13 protein-coding genes are annotated in these 14715 nt (G+C 66.3%); 9 read left to right on the forward strand and 4 right to left on the reverse strand.

Features of this window, described 5'->3' with window-relative positions:
- Positions 1–252 precede the first annotated feature (252 nt).
- The 3 genes from ACODSP_RS20010 to ACODSP_RS20020 all read left to right on the forward strand — a co-directional run bounded on the left by ACODSP_RS20010 (position 253) and on the right by ACODSP_RS20020 (position 6764).
- Complete coding sequence (locus ACODSP_RS20010; protein WP_488967310.1) at positions 253–1761, forward strand: thymidine phosphorylase family protein; 1509 nt, start codon at positions 253–255, stop codon at positions 1759–1761.
- Positions 1761–3341, forward strand: coding sequence for an MBL fold metallo-hydrolase (locus ACODSP_RS20015; protein ID WP_488967311.1), 1581 nt, complete (start codon positions 1761–1763; stop codon positions 3339–3341). The genes ACODSP_RS20010 and ACODSP_RS20015 overlap by 1 nt, the downstream gene beginning before the upstream one ends.
- A gap of 69 nt (positions 3342–3410) precedes the next feature.
- Positions 3411–6764, forward strand: a complete 3354-nt coding sequence (locus ACODSP_RS20020; RefSeq protein ID WP_488967312.1) for a DEAD/DEAH box helicase — start codon at positions 3411–3413, stop codon at positions 6762–6764.
- Positions 6765–7006: 242 nt separating this feature from the next.
- On the opposite strand, the gene ACODSP_RS20025 is transcribed toward ACODSP_RS20020, so the two are convergent.
- Positions 7007–7624, reverse strand: a complete 618-nt coding sequence (locus ACODSP_RS20025; protein WP_488967313.1) for a LysE/ArgO family amino acid transporter — start codon at positions 7622–7624, stop codon at positions 7007–7009.
- A 65-nt stretch (positions 7625–7689) separates the two neighbouring features.
- Here ACODSP_RS20025 and ACODSP_RS20030 point away from each other — a divergent pair, with 65 nt between their 5' ends.
- From ACODSP_RS20030 to ACODSP_RS20040, 3 genes are all read left to right on the forward strand, one after another.
- A complete protein-coding gene (locus ACODSP_RS20030; RefSeq protein WP_054170449.1) occupies positions 7690–8160 on the forward strand; it encodes an Lrp/AsnC family transcriptional regulator in 471 nt (156 codons plus the stop codon).
- The gene (yddG, locus tag ACODSP_RS20035; RefSeq protein ID WP_488967314.1) at positions 8157–9053 is read left to right on the forward strand and encodes an aromatic amino acid exporter YddG; all 897 of its coding nucleotides are present in this window, start codon (positions 8157–8159) and stop codon (positions 9051–9053) included. Before ACODSP_RS20030 ends, yddG begins: the two co-directional genes overlap by 4 nt.
- A gap of 238 nt (positions 9054–9291) precedes the next feature.
- Positions 9292–9777, forward strand: coding sequence for a YkgB family protein (locus tag ACODSP_RS20040; protein ID WP_488967315.1), 486 nt, complete (start codon positions 9292–9294; stop codon positions 9775–9777).
- A 125-nt stretch (positions 9778–9902) separates the two neighbouring features.
- Here the strand turns inward: ACODSP_RS20040 and ACODSP_RS20045 are convergent, their stop codons facing one another.
- From ACODSP_RS20045 to ACODSP_RS20055, 3 genes are all read right to left on the reverse strand, one after another.
- Positions 9903–10319, reverse strand: coding sequence for an organic hydroperoxide resistance protein (locus ACODSP_RS20045; RefSeq protein WP_488967316.1), 417 nt, complete (start codon positions 10317–10319; stop codon positions 9903–9905).
- A gap of 322 nt (positions 10320–10641) precedes the next feature.
- Positions 10642–11154 (reverse strand): tellurite resistance TerB family protein, encoded by a 513-nt coding sequence (locus ACODSP_RS20050; RefSeq protein ID WP_488967317.1) that lies wholly within the window; start codon positions 11152–11154, stop codon positions 10642–10644.
- A gap of 42 nt (positions 11155–11196) precedes the next feature.
- Complete coding sequence (locus ACODSP_RS20055) at positions 11197–11655, reverse strand: DUF4112 domain-containing protein (protein ID WP_488967318.1); 459 nt, start codon at positions 11653–11655, stop codon at positions 11197–11199.
- Between the two features lie 392 nt (positions 11656–12047).
- Here ACODSP_RS20055 and ACODSP_RS20060 point away from each other — a divergent pair, with 392 nt between their 5' ends.
- The 3 genes from ACODSP_RS20060 to ACODSP_RS20070 are packed head-to-tail and all read left to right on the forward strand — an operon-like array spanning position 12048 to position 14681.
- Positions 12048–12719 (forward strand): DUF969 domain-containing protein, encoded by a 672-nt coding sequence (locus tag ACODSP_RS20060; protein WP_488967319.1) that lies wholly within the window; start codon positions 12048–12050, stop codon positions 12717–12719.
- Positions 12716–13666: a DUF979 domain-containing protein gene (locus ACODSP_RS20065; protein WP_488967320.1), complete on the forward strand. Its 951-nt coding sequence runs from the start codon at positions 12716–12718 to the stop codon at positions 13664–13666. Before ACODSP_RS20060 ends, ACODSP_RS20065 begins: the two co-directional genes overlap by 4 nt.
- A 13-nt stretch (positions 13667–13679) precedes the next feature.
- On the forward strand, positions 13680–14681 hold the full coding sequence (locus tag ACODSP_RS20070) for a DUF2891 domain-containing protein (RefSeq protein WP_488967321.1): 1002 nt from the start codon (positions 13680–13682) through the stop codon (positions 14679–14681).
- Positions 14682–14715: the final 34 nt, after the last annotated feature.

A 14715-nucleotide genomic window follows, 5' to 3' on the forward strand; every position in this document is an offset into this window, starting at 1 on the left:
CTGGGGTAGTCCTCAAGGACAGGTTGAAGGCCATATCTGCAATAATGGTTCGCGCCGTCATTCTGGGCGGCGCAAATGTTTCGGATGCAGAATAACAATCAATCGCCACACCCGCCGCCGCCTCCTAACGGTTGTCCCCGGCAGGGGCCTGTTTCTTGATCCATGTCATGGTGCTGGTTTGGTGCGGCCCTATCATGGTTTTCCAGGCAAACAACGCGGACCCGGCAAACGGGCCCGGTATCGAGGAAACCCATGCTGCGGTTGAAACGGATCGGCATTTCGACGGGCCGTGAGAATGTGGCCTTCCTGTCGCGGGCCTGCCCCACCTATCGCGCCGCCGCGTTCGAGGGGCAGGGCAAGGTGGAGGTGCTGGCCGGGGCCAAACGGCTGGTGGCGACGCTGGATATTGTCGATGACCCGGCCATCCTGCCGCCCGATTGTCTGGGCCTGTCGGAGGAGACGTTCGACCGTTTCGGACAGGTTGAGGGCAGCGAAACCCGCCTGGACCATCCCCACCCGCCGAAAAGCCGGGAGGGGCTGCATGCCAAGATCGCGGGGCGCGAACTGGACGAGGCCTGTTTTCGCGCCATCATCGACGATATCGCCCATCATCGCTATGCCAAGGTGGAGGTCGCGGCCTTCCTGGTGGCCTGCGGGTCCTTCATGACGACGGCAGAGACGCTGGCCCTGACCCGCGCCATGGCCGATGCGGGCGAGGGGCTGCATTGGCCGGATGCGCCGTTGGTGGTGGACAAGCATTGTATCGGCGGCATTCCGGGCAACCGCACCTCCATGATCGTGGTGCCCATCGTGGCGGCCCACGGCCTGCCCATGCCCAAGACATCGTCGCGTGCCATCACGTCGCCCGCCGGCACCGCCGACACGATGGAGGTGCTGGCCAATGTCGAGGTCGATCTGGACCGCATGCGGGAGATCGTGGCCGAGGCCAAGGGCTGTCTGGTCTGGGGCGGGCATGTGAAATTGTCGCCCGCCGACGATGTCCTGATCTCCGTCGAACGACCGCTGAACATCGACACGCGCGAACAGATGGTCGCCTCCATCCTGTCCAAGAAGAAGGCGGCGGGGTCCACGCATCTGGTTATCGACATGCCCGTCGGACCCAGCGCCAAGGTGCGTAGTGCGGAGGATGCGGCGCGTCTGCGCAAGCTGTTCGAATATGTGGGTGACGCCATCGGCCTGACCCTGCGCGTCACCATCAGTGACGGGTCGCAGCCCGTGGGCCGGGGCATCGGCCCCGTGCTGGAGGCGCGTGACGTCATGGCCGTGCTGGAAAACCAGCCGGACGCGCCGCCCGACCTGCGCGAACGTTCCCTGGCGCTGGCGGGCCGCATTCTGGAATTCGACCCGGCCTTGCGCGGCGGGGCCGGGACGGCAAGGGCGCGCGAGTTGCTGGATAGTGGGGCGGCCCTGCGCCAGATGCACAAGATCATGGAACTGCAAGGCAAGCCGCCGCGTATCGCCCGGCTGGGCACCCTGTCGCGGGAGGTCGTGGCCGATCATGACGGGCGGGTGATCAGCATCGATTGCTACCGCATCGCCCGCATCGCGCGGCTGGCCGGCGCGCCCTTTGATCCCGGTGCCGGCATCGACCTTCTGAAGAAGGTGGGCGATGGGGTGCAGGCGGGCGAACCGCTCTACCGTATCCATGCCGAACGCGAAGTAGAGTTCCGCTTTGCCTGCGGTCTGGCGGCGGAAGCGGCGGGATACGCCATCAACGGTAACGGGAAGGACTGCATCTGATGAGCGTGAACCCCACCATCACCTTTCACGGGGCCGCCGGCAGTGTCACCGGCTCCTGCTTCCTGGTCCGCCATGCCGGCGGGGCGCTTCTGGTTGATTGCGGCATGTTCCAAGGGTCCAAGAGTGTCCAGGAACTGAATTACCGCGACTTTCCGTTTGATGTGACGGAACCGTCGGTCCTGCTGCTGACCCATGCCCATATCGACCATAGCGGCCTGATCCCCAAACTGTACCGGCATGGGTTTGGCGGACGGATCATCACCACCCATGGCACCGCCGATCTTCTGACCTTCATGCTGCCCGACAGCGGTTTCATCCAGGAAAGCGAGGTCCGCCGCCTGAACCGCCGCAACCGGCAGCGCGGGGGCAAGGAGGTGGAGCCGATCTATACCCAGGCCGACGCGCAACGCGTGCTGTCCCGCGTCCATCCCGTCGACCGCGATGTCTGGGTGGATGTCGAACCGGGCGTGCGCGCCCGGTTCTGGGATGCGGGCCATATCCTGGGATCATCCTCGATCGAGCTGGAACTGCCCGGAGAGGATGGCCCCCTGCGCATTCTGTTCTCCGGTGATCTGGGTCCCGGTGACAAGCCGTTCCACCCCGATCCGCACGGGCCGCAACGGCCAGACTGGCTGGTGGTGGAAAGCACCTATGGCGGGCGCGACCGGCCCCTGGTGACGGCGGATGAACGGCGCGCGATGCTGGGGACCGAGTTGAAGGCGGCGTTGGCGCGGGGCGGGCCGGTCCTGATCCCGGCCTTCGCCGTGGAGCGCACGCAGGAACTGCTCTATGATCTGGACCGGCTGTTCGATGAAGGGGCGCTGCCGCCCGTCAATGTCTTCCTGGACAGTCCGCTGGCCATCCATGTCACCCAGGTCTTCGACCGTCATCTGCCCGGCATCAACCAGGCCGGCACACCCCCGCCCTTCACCCGCCGCAACCTGCACCTGACAGAGGATGCGGAGGCCAGCAAACGCCTGAACCGCGTCAATGGCGATGCCATCATCATCGCCGCCAGCGGCATGTGCGAGGCCGGGCGCATCCGCCATCATCTGAAGAATAATCTCTGGCGGCAATCGGCCACGGTGCTGCTGGTCGGATATCAGGCGCCCGCCACCCTGGGCCGGCTGTTGCAGGAAGGGATCAAACGCGTGCGTATCCATGGGGAAGAGGTGGAGGTCCGCGCGCAGATCCGTACGCTGGACACCTATTCCGGCCATGCCGACCGTTCCCACCTGCTGCGCTGGACGCTGGACCGGCTGCCGGTATCGGGCGGCATTTTCGTGGTGCATGGAGAGGAGCAGGAGCGCCAGACAATGAAAGGCGGGCTGACGGAGGCGGGGATCGACGGGGACAAAATCCATATCCCCGCCCTGGACAGCCAATGGACCCTGACGGGCCGGGGCGCGCGGGAGGTGGAGGCCATAACGGCCCCGCGCGCCGTCACGGTGGCCAAGGATTGGCACAATGATTATGCCGCCACCATGCTGGCCCTGTCGGAAAAGGTGCGCGACGAGAAGGATGACGCCGCCCGCGCCGCCCTTCTGGCCAAGGTGCGCGCGGCCCTGGGCGTGGGGTAACGGGTTGCATCCCCTGCCCCGGCTGGTCCATGGTGCGCCAAGGATAAAGCGCGGGGACCACGGGGCAGCATGCGGGAAAAGGACCTGATCGAGCTGGCGGCGGTCGGTATCGAACAACTCGACGACCTGTACGTACAGCGGGGGGCGGCCTATTTCCGCAATGGCCGCGTGAGCGGGGTGGAGCTGGAACCCGAGCTGGAGTCCATCTATGGGCAGGTGCAGGGATCGGAGCCGGACCCCTACGATGTCTGTATCACCTTCAGCCGGAATCGTTTTGGGTACAGGCTGGAAAGCGATTGCACCTGTCCCGTCGGCAATGACTGCAAGCATGTCGCCGCCGTCCTTTACGCCGTGCGCGACCAGCAGGGGCACAAGGCAGCGGCGGGACAGCCGCCACTGTCGCGAAAGCCCGCCATCCCGCCGACCGACCAACGCAATCTGGATGCCTGGATATCCAGCCTGATCGGGCTGCGCGACGGGCCGAAGCAGCCAACCTCTGAACATGTGCGCTATCTGCTGGCCCCGTCCAAGGATGGGCAGCAACCGCCCACCCTGACGCCACATATATCGCGCATGACGCAGAAGGGCGTGCCGGGCAAGGGCCGCACGCTCGCCTTCTTCGCGCTGCAATCACACACGGCGGTCGGTTCGACGGAGGAGGACCGGCGGCTGGCACAGATGTTCGGCTCCGTCCTGGGGTTGCATAATAACCTGCCCGATGATGATGGTATGCTGGCCGAGCTGCTGCCGCGTTTCCTGGCCACGGAGCGGCTACATTTTCTGTCGTTCGACACCCCGGCCCTGCGCTTAGGCCCGGCGCGGGCCGGCAGCATCGACTGGGCGCTGGATGCGCACGGGCGGCAGGTGCCCGTGACAAGGCCCAAGGGCGGGGGTGAGGCGCTGGGTCCGGCGGCGGCGGGGCTCTGGTATCTGGACACCGATCAAGGGCTGCTGGGTCCGCTGGAGCTTCCCGCCGCACGGCCCCTCATGCTGCAATTGCTGCGCGCGCCGGCGCTGGACCCCATGGCCGCCACGAAGGTGGCGCGGCAATTGCCGGCCCTGCTGCCGCCGACCGCCCTGGCCGGTGGTGCGGTTACCCTGCCGCAATCGACCGCCACGGTGGCGGGCGATGACAGCCCGCCCCTGATCCGTCTGGTCCTGGCCACCCATCAGCCCACGGTGCAGGCCAGCCGCTGGCAACCCGTGATGGAACCGACCGACCGCGCCTATCTGACCTTCGATTATGGCGGCACCATCGTGACCGACCAGAGCGTGCTGGACGAGTTCCGGCAGGTGCATGGGGCCAAGGTTACCATCCGCCAGCGTCGCCGCGATGTGGAACGGCTGGCCCGGCAGCGGCTGGCCGATGCCAACCTGCTGCCGGCCTATGCCCTGTCCGGTTCGTTCGGGGGCAAGAAGGCCTCACCCGTGCCGCCGGGTACCGCCTTCACCCTGCATGGCCCGCCCGAGGCGGCGTGGCTGACCTTCCTGGACCGGGTGGTGCCGGGCCTGCGCGCCGATGGCTGGCAGGTGGAGATCAGCCCGGATTTCCGCTGGCACCTGACCCGGATCGAGGAATGGGAAGGGGCGGTGGAGGCGGCGGGCGGCGGCTGGTTCGACCTGGACCTGGGTATCCGCATCGATGGACGGCGGGTGCCGTTGCTGCCGCTGCTGCTGGCCGTGCTGAAACGGCTGGGCAAGAATGGCGATCCGCAAGCGCTGCTGGCTGCCGACCCGGACGCCATGCTCTATGCCCCGCTGCCCGGTGGCGGGCATGTGGCCCTGCCGGTGGCGCGGGTCGCCCCGCTGACCAAGGTGCTGCTGGACCTGTTCGAGGGGGCGGGCGTGCTGGACGGGGCCGGGCGGGTGCGGATCGACCTGGGGCGCGCGGCCCTGCTGGACGGGATGCGCGGCATGCCTGACCTGCTGCGCCCCGGACAGCGGGACAAGCTGCGCCGGCTTCTGGAGCCAGCGGCGGAGGTGGCGGAACCAGCGGGCCTGTCCACGACCATGCGCCCCTATCAGCGCCAGGGGCTGGGCTGGCTGCTGGCCCTGGCAGAGGCGGGGGCCGGCGGCATCCTGGCCGACGATATGGGCCTGGGCAAGACCTTGCAGGTCATCGCCTTCATCCTGGCCCTGAAACAGCAGGGCCGCCTGCTGCGCCCCGCCCTGGTGGTGGCGCCGACCAGTGTGGCCCCCAACTGGCCGCGTGAGGCGGCGCGCCATGCGCCGGGCCTGACGGTGCATCTGCATCACGGGCCGGACCGGGCCGATGGCTGGGCGGCGGCGCAGAAGGCGGATATCGTCGTCACCTCCTACCCGCTGCTGCACCGCGACCATGATCTTCTGAAGCAGAAACCCTGGTCCGTCCTGATCCTGGACGAGGCGCAGATGGTGAAGAACCAGGCGGGCAAGCTGGCGGCGCTGGTCCGCGACCTGCCCGCCGAACACCGGCTGTGCGTGACGGGCACGCCGCTGGAAAACCATCTGGGCGAGCTGTGGACGCAGATGGATTTCGCGATGCCGGGCCTGCTGTCCGACAGCCGCAGCTTCACCCGCCTGTTCCGCAGCCCCATCGAAAAGCGCGGGGACGGGGAGCGTCAGCAGCTTCTGACGGGCCGCCTGCGCCCCTTCATCCTGCGCCGGAACAAGGCGGAGGTGGCCGCCGACCTGCCACCCAAGACGGAGATCGTGGAACGCATCACCCTGCCCGATGATCAGCGCGACCTGTATGAGACGCTGCGTCTGGCCATGGATGCCAAGGTGCGCCAGGCCATTGCCGATATGGGCCTGGGCCGGTCGCATATCCTGATCCTGGAGGCGCTGCTGCGCCTGCGGCAGGCCTGCTGCGATCCCGCCCTGCTGCCCGCCACGGCGGTGACCAAGGCGGTATCCAGCGCCAAGCGCGCGCATCTGATGCAGATGCTGCCCGAACTGGTGCAGGAGGGGCGGCGCATCCTGCTCTTCTCGCAATTCACCTCCATGCTGGACCTGATCCGCGCTGATCTGGACACACTCGGCCTGCGCCATGTCAGCCTGACCGGCGACACCAAGGACCGCACCACGCCCGTGGACCGGTTCCAGGCGGGCGAGGCGGATGTCTTCCTGATCAGCCTGAAGGCCGGCGGCACGGGCCTGACCCTGACGGCAGCCGACACCGTCATCCATTATGACCCCTGGTGGAACCCCGCCGTGGAGGATCAGGCCACCGACCGCGCCCACCGCATCGGCCAGGACAAGCCCGTCTTCGTCTATCGTCTGGTCGCCGACGGTACCGTCGAAGACCGCATGCTGGACCTGCAAGCCCGCAAACGCCAGTTGGCCGAGGCATTACACGATGGCGGCGGCGACAGTCCGGGGGCGCTGACCGAGGATGATATCGAACGGCTGTTCGCGCCGATCACGGAGCTGGCGAAGGGGTAGGTCAGGATTTCCGCTAATTACGCCTGTGGCGGAGATCGCCTTACCAGGATATCTGCCTCCCCGGCGAAGGCCGGGGCCCAGGGGCCGGAGGCACCAACTTTTCCATCTGCCTCACGGTCGGTAGCACCAGCGTCGGGCGCGTGGCCCCTGGGCCTCGGCCTTCGCCGGGGAGGCGGGTATTCTCGATTTCAGATGAATCTCAACAGCCCATAAGCGGAGCCGTAATCCGCGCTACACCCACCTCACCAGACCAGCGCACTGCCCAGGGTATAAAGCCCCAGTGCGCCCAGGACCAGGCCGGTGCCGATATTGATCCAATGGACGGTGCGGGCCGTGACGCGGCTGCGCAGCAGGGTGACGCCGCCGCACAGGAACATCCACCAGAGCAGGGAACCCAGGAAGATGCCCGCGACCAGCGTGCCATCCTCCACCGGTCCCCTGGTATTGCCGAAGCCCACGACCAGCGTGCTCATGCCCAGGATCGTGACGGGGTTGGTGGCGGTCAGGAACAGGCCGGAGAAGACTGCCGCCGGCAGATTGCCGGCCACCGGCTCTGCCGCCAGGGGCTTGGGTTCGCGCGTCAGGCTGTGGCCCGCAACGACCAGCAGGAACAGGCCGCCCACCACCTGCAGCAAGGGCATGTTCTGGGTGATCACATTCAAAACGGCGGTGATGCCGAAGGCGGCGATACCGCTGAAGAAGGCATCGGCCAGTGCCGCGCCCAGACCGGTGGCCAGACCCGTGGCCAACCCGCGTTCCAGCGAGCGGCGGATACAGAGCAGGCCGATGGGGCCAACCGGTGCGGCAATGATCACACCCAGCACCACACCGCGCCAGAAAATCCCGATATCGTCCAGCAAATCCAGTACCTTCCAGCGTGAACCCGTTGGCGCGGGCGCCGACATCCGTTTAGGATGGCGTCATCATGCCCGACCGCGCCCCCTCCCCCCTCGACCTGCTTGACGATATCGGCCTGCATCTGCTGCGTGAATTGCAGCGGGATGCGCGGCTTTCCTTCGCCGATCTGGCCCGGCAGGTGGGGCTGACACCCCCCGCCGTCGCCGAGCGCGTGCGCCGGATGGAAGCCATGGGCCTGATACAGGGCTACCGGGCCGAGGTCAACCGCGCCGCCCTGGGCCTGAAACTGACGGCCTTCATCCGTCTGCGCACCCACCCTGGCCGCGACGGCGACCTGGAACGGTTCGCCGCCGAACAGCGCGAGGTTCTGGAATGCCATGAGGTGGCGGGGGAGGAAAGCTACCTCCTGAAGGTGGCGGCCACCGATGTGCAGCATCTGGACCGGCTGCTGACCACCATTTCCGGGTTTGGTGCCACCCATTCCACCATGGTCCTGACCACCAAGATAGCGTCCCGCGTGCTGGAGCCGTTCGCATGAGTAATGTTGCCGCCGCCGCCACGCCCGGCGCCGTCCGCCGCGCCACCCTGGTGGGTGGCACCGCCATCCTGATGTGGTCGACGCTCGCCCTGCTCACCGCGCTGGCGGGGCCGGTGCCGCCCTTCCTGCTGGTGGCCCTGTCCTTCGGGCTGGGCGGGCTGGTCAGCCTTGGCATCATCGTGGCCACGGGCCGGCCCCTGCTGGCCGTGATGCGGCAACCGCTGCCCGTCTGGCTGCTGGGGATCGGCGGGCTGTTCGGCTACCATTTCCTTTATTTCCTGGCCTTGCAGACGGCGCCGGCGGCGGAAGCCAACCTGATCAATTATCTCTGGCCGCTGCTGATCGTGCTGTTCGCCGGTCTGCTGCCGGGGGAAAAGCTGGGCCGGGCGCAACTGGCGGGAACGGCAGCAGGTTTGGCCGGAACCCTGTTGCTGGTCACGGGCGGCAAGGGTGTGGCGATTGAGGCGGATTATCTGCCGGGTTATCTGGCGGCACTGGCCGCGTCGGTGACATGGGCCGGTTATTCGGTGCTGTCGCGGCGGTTCGGGTCGGTCCCGACGGAGATCGTGGCCTTCTTCTGTCTGGCCACGGCACTGCTGGCCATCCCTTGCCATTTGCTGTTCGAACAGACGGTATGGCCGCAGGGGGTCTGGGGCTGGTCCATCATCGCCGCCATGGGCATCGGCCCCGTGGGGCTGGCCTTTTTCGTCTGGGATCATGGGGTGAAGCGCGGCGACATCCAGACCCTGGGGGCGCTGTCCTACACCACGCCGCTTCTGTCCACGGGCCTGTTGATCGCGGCGGGGCGGGCGGATTTCACCTGGCCGGTGATCGGGGCCTGCCTGCTGATCGTGGGCGGAGCGGTGGTGGCCAGCCGGGGGTTGGGGAAGTGAGCTTCCGGGAGGTGTTGTTCCCTCACCCTCCCCAACGCTGACGCGTTCGGGCCCCTCCCTCTCCCACGTTCGTGGGCGAAATTCAAGCCCCTCGCCCACAAACGTGGGAGAGGGAGGGGCCCAAGCCGGAAGGCTTGGGAGGGTGAGGGCAAGCACGCAAACAATAATCCCCACCCCCCGTAACCTCCGCCCCCTTGTCGCGAATGATGGTGGACAAAGCACGCCAGGGGGAGCCTGCATGACCATCATCGACGCCATACTGAACCGCCTGCCCCGACCATCCGCCGCCATCCAGGCGCTGCGCTGGTCCATGGTTTTCATTTTCGCCCTGTTCGGCATCGCCAAGTTCGCGGCCTATGAGGCCGAGGGCGTGGCCCGCATTGCCGAACATTACTGGCTGTTCGCCTGGATGTACCCGCTCTGGGGCGTGCAGGGGGCCAGCAATGCCATTGGCATTCTGGAATTATCGGCGGGCGCGTTCATCGCGCTAGGGACCTGGTCGCACCGCGCGGGCTTGCTGGGTGGGCTGATGGGGATCGCCACCTTCCTGGTCACGCTCAGCTTCTCCATCGGCGCCAATCTCTGGCAGAAGGATTACGGCTTCCCCTTCATGGGATCGCTGGCGCAGTTCCTGTTCAAGGATGTGGTGCTGCTGGCCGCGTGTTTCGCCCTGGCCCTGGATGCCGGGCACCGTCTGGCAGACACGAAAAAGGGCGCCGCATAAGCGACGCCCTGTTCGGCGACGTGGTTTCCGCGGATTACGCTTCGCTAATCCGCGCTACGAAGGATTGGCCTGATCCGTAGCGCGGATTAGGCGTCAGCCGTAATCCGCGGAAAGCCCGGTTCCAATCAAACGATCACCGTCTCCACGCTGATATTGCCCTTGGTGGCGTGGCTGTAGGGGCAGACCTTGTGGGCACGGGCCACCAGATCCTGAGCCGTGGCGGCATCCAGGCCCGGCAGGCTGACATTCAGCTTCACGGCCAGACCGAAACCTTCATCCTCACGCGGGCCGATGCTGACATTGGCGGTCACGGAGACATTGGCCGGCACAGCGATCTTGTCGCGGCCACCCACGAACTTCATGGCGCCGATGAAGCAGGCCGTATAGCCGGCGGCAAACAGCTGTTCCGGGTTGGTGGCACCACCGGCACCGCCCAGTTCCTTCGGCGGGGCCAGCTTCACATCCAGGATGCCATCGTCGGAGGTGGCGCGGCCATCGCGGCCACCGGTGGACGTCACATTGGCGGTGTAGAGAACCTTCATGATCATCACTCCTGTCTGTCGGCTTTTTCGCCGGGCGGTTGGCGGGGCCGGTTGGCGCCGTCGATCTCGTGAAATCAATATCGCTCACGATTAGATCGCGTGCAATCTAATTTATCGTGTACGATTATATCGTATGCTATGCGTTTTCAGCATTTGACGCGAACGGGAGCTGCGGTGCCCGGAAATACAAAATCCCCCTTGATCAATCACGACCAAGGGGGATTGGGATCAGGCCATCAGGCCGCAAAAAAAGGCAGCCGCGGGCGCGCGGACCAGGACAGGGGAGCCGGCCCGCGGGACGTGTTGCCCGCGGCCGCAACGGTCATGCCGCTTGCCCCGGCATGCCGACCTGGAAACCGGGCTGGTTCATGGGGTGGTTCTTGTCCACGAACACCGACCGGTCATTCTTCATCATGATGACTTCGAAATAGGGGCTGAACTGCGCATCGGTGATGCCGAAGGCCTTCTGCGCCTTGTCGAAGAATTCGCGCTCCTCCGGCTCCGCCTCGCCATCCGACAGGGCGCTGTCGACGAGGTTCATCAGGACGCACAGGCGCTGCGCCGTGGTCAGGACGGGCGTCGCCTCGGCCAGGAACTGCTCATGGCTGTGGCTGCGCACATATTTCATGGCGGAGTTCAAAAGCGCCTGGTTGTTGGCGCCGACACCGATGGTGCCACCCGACTTCTCCCCGCCGATGACAGCCAGAAGGTGACCCACCTCCTCGGCATCCATCTCGCCATCGGCGGCCATGGTGTAGAGAAGGGCGATGGCGAAGGCCTTGTGGGCCGTCATCGCCTCGCCCTTGTCGCTTTTGAACATGTTGAACAGGCTCATATCAGGACCTCATCTGCCAAGATGTTGTTTTATTTTGATGTTTTAGAGACGGGTATAGTTCCCGTCGATAACCCCGCCGCGCCCGTTCTGGGGTCGGCGGAAGGGATGCTGGCCGTCAAGGTGACGGCGCAGAAGCTCAACATTGCGGTCATTGGCGCGGAAGAACAGATCACCGAACCAGCCCACGACGGGGATGGCGCTGATCAGGCTGTCGATGACGACATTGCCCGCCATCCTGGTGACCAGCCGTTTGGGCGCACCCAGCCGGGAACTTTCCCAGACCAACCAGCCGGCAACGCCCGTGGACAGCGCCAGACCGGCGCCAGGGATCAGGTTCAACGGCGCGTCCAGACCCACCCGCCCAACGATGGGCAGCTTGATGGCACTGTCCAGTAGGCGTGCCGCACGGTCCAATCGCCGGCGTATGCGCCAGTGATTATCCCTATGCGCATCGGTGCCGGCATAATCGTAACGGGGGGAATAACGTTCCAGGTTCGACATAAGACAGGCTCCTTCACGACCAAGCCATAGCTTCGCCCAAGGAGTCCGACATCGCGTGCGGCTGTCACCATCACGCCAGAGGGGCCCGGACCCAGGATAGCGCTGAGATAAGGGGGGAGGGCCGGCGGTTCAAGGGTGGGGGTGGTGATTTTTTGTGGGTGGTTTATTTCCCTCACCCTCCCAAGCCTTCCGGCTTGGGCCCCTCCCTCTCCCGCAAGCGGGCGAGGGGCTAAAATTTCGTCCCTCGCCCACGAAGGTGGGAGAGGGAGGGGCCCGTCGGCGCCAGCCAATGGGAGGGTGAGGGAGCGACGCACCCGGAACCGCCATTTCCCTTGGCAAATGGCCGCCCATCCATGCACCCTGTCGCCTTCATTGCCGGGTCCGGGGGCGCCATGTGGGTTTTGTTGGGTGTGGGGGTTGTGGTCATCGGGTTTGTGGCCCGGATCAACCCCTTGCTGGTCATCGCGGCGGCGGCCATCACCACGGGGCTGGCGGCGGGGATGGAGCCGCTGGCCCTGGTCGCCGCATTGGGCAAGGCCTTCAACGACAATCGCTATGTCAGCCTGATCTGGATCGTGCTGCCGGTCATCGGCCTGCTGGAACGCGAAGGGTTGCAGGAACTGGCACGCGGCCTGATCACGCGGGTGAAGGCGGCGACGCCGGGCCGGCTGCTGCTGGGATATTTCATGGTGCGTCAGGCACTGGCCGCTGTCGGCCTGACCTCTGTCGGTGGGCATGCGCAGACGGTGCGCCCGCTGCTGGCCCCCATGACGGAGGCGGCGGCGGAGCAGCGGCACGGGCCGCTGGATGAAGACACCCGCAATCTGGTGCGTGCCCATGCGGCGGCGGTGGACAATATCGCGCTGTTCTTTGGCGAGGATATCTTCCTGGCCATCGCGTCGATCCTGCTGATCAAGGGGTTCCTGGAACAGAACGGCGTGATGGTCGAACCGTTGCAGCTGTCCGTCTGGGCCATCCCGTCGGCCGTCGCGGCGCTTGGCGTGCATGCGGTGCGGCTGCGCGCCCTGGACCGGCGCCTGGGCATGAAGGGAGCCGTGGCATGATCGGGCTGCACGAGATTTATATCATCGGCGGCCTGTTCTTCGGGGCCTGCGCCCTCTATGGCCTGCTGGACCGAGGCAATCCCCGCCGCTGGCTGAATTTCCTGTTCTGGGGTGGGCTTGCCACGTCGTTCCTGGCCGGTGACCATCTGGGCGATGTCGGCAATGGCCTGCTGGTCCTGGGGCTGGTTGCCGTGGGCGCCATCGGCCTGGGCAAGGGGTCGGCGCGGACCACAAGCCTGGAGGAACGGCGCGAACGGGCGGCGCAGCGGGGGGGAAAGCTGCTGATCCCGGCCCTGGTCATCCCGGCCACGGTTCTGGTCGGCACCCTGCTGTTCAAGCATCTGACCATCGGGGGGGAGGCGCTGGTGGAAAGCCGCCATGCCACGCTGGTGTCCCTGACGCTGGGCGTGCTGCTGGCCCTGTCGCTTTGTCTGGTCTGGCTGCGGCCCGGCCCCGTGGCGGCGGTGCAGGAGGGGCGGCGGTTGCTGGATTCCGTCGGCTGGGCCGCCATCCTGCCGCAGATGCTGGCCTCGCTTGGTGCGGTCTTCGCGCTGGGCGGGGTGGGTCAGGCGGTGGGCACGCTGATCGGTGACTATCTGCCGCTGAACGGGCCGTTTGCCGCCGTGCTGGCCTATTGCCTGGGCATGGCGCTGTTCACCATCATCATGGGCAATGCCTTTGCGGCCTTCCCGGTGATGACGGCGGCGGTGGGCCTGCCGCTGGTGGTATTCAAGTTTGGGGGCGACCCGGCAGTGATGGGGGCCATTGGCATGCTGTCAGGCTTCTGCGGTACCCTGATGACGCCGATGGCGGCCAATTTCAATGTGGTGCCGGCGGTGCTTCTGGAACTGAAGGACCGAAACGGCGTCATCAAGGCACAGATCCCCACGGCCCTGCCGCTGCTGGGCATCAATATCGCGCTGATGTATCTGCTGGCGTTCCGGTGAGGGAGAGGGACGGATGCTGGATCAAGCCCTTGCCGACAAGTTCGCGGCCCTGGCCCTGGGCCATGTCACCCGCGAATATCCCAACAAGCTGGATCATGTGCTGGCCGGTCCCGACGATGTCGGTGATCCGCGCGGCCTGCATCCGGTCTTCTATGGCAGTTTTGACTGGCATTCCTGTGTACATGGTTACTGGCTGCTGGCCCGGTTGCGGCGTCTGTTCCCCGAGCTGACGGCGGGCCCCGCAATCAAGGCCTTGTTCGACAGCCATCTGACGCCGGCTAGGATCGCAGGCGAACGGGATTATCTGACCCGGCCCACGGCACGCGGGTTTGAACGGCCCTATGGCTGGGGTTGGCTGCTGGCACTTGCCGCCGAACTGAACCGCGCGGACGATGCAGATGGGCGGCGATGGGCGGCGGCAATCGCGCCGCTGGCCGGGGATTTCGCCGACAGGTTCAAGGCGTTCCTGCCGCTGGCCACATATCCGGTGCGGGCCGGCACCCATGGCAATACGGCGTTTGCCCTGACCCTGGCGCTGGATTATGCCGATCAGGTGGGGGATGCGGCCCTGGCCGGCCTGTGCCGTGACCGGGCAAAGGCCTGGCATGGCGGCGACCACGATGCCCAGGCCTGGGAACCGTCGCAGGATGATTTCCTGTCCCCCACCCTGATGGTGGCGGAACTGATGCGCCACGCATTGCCGGCGGGGGAATATGCGCCCTGGCTGTTGTCATTCCTGCCGCGCGTGGCGGACGGAGAGCCGGCGACCCTGTTCCAGCCCGCCACGCCCAGTGACCGGACGGACGGCAAGATCGCGCATCTGGACGGGTTGAACCTGTCGCGCGCCTGGTGCTGGCGCGCCATCGCCCCCGCCCTGCCGGACGGGGCGCGCGAACGGGCAGACGCTGCGGCGGATGCCCATCTGGCCGCCAGCCTGCCGCATGTGGCCGGTGACTATATGGGCGAACATTGGCTGGCCACCTTCGCCCTGCTGGCCCTGACGGGGAATGCATAGGCATCGTCAGGAGGGCGGGGGAGTGGTATGATCG

The organism is Niveispirillum sp. FG156 (assembly GCF_057809555.1).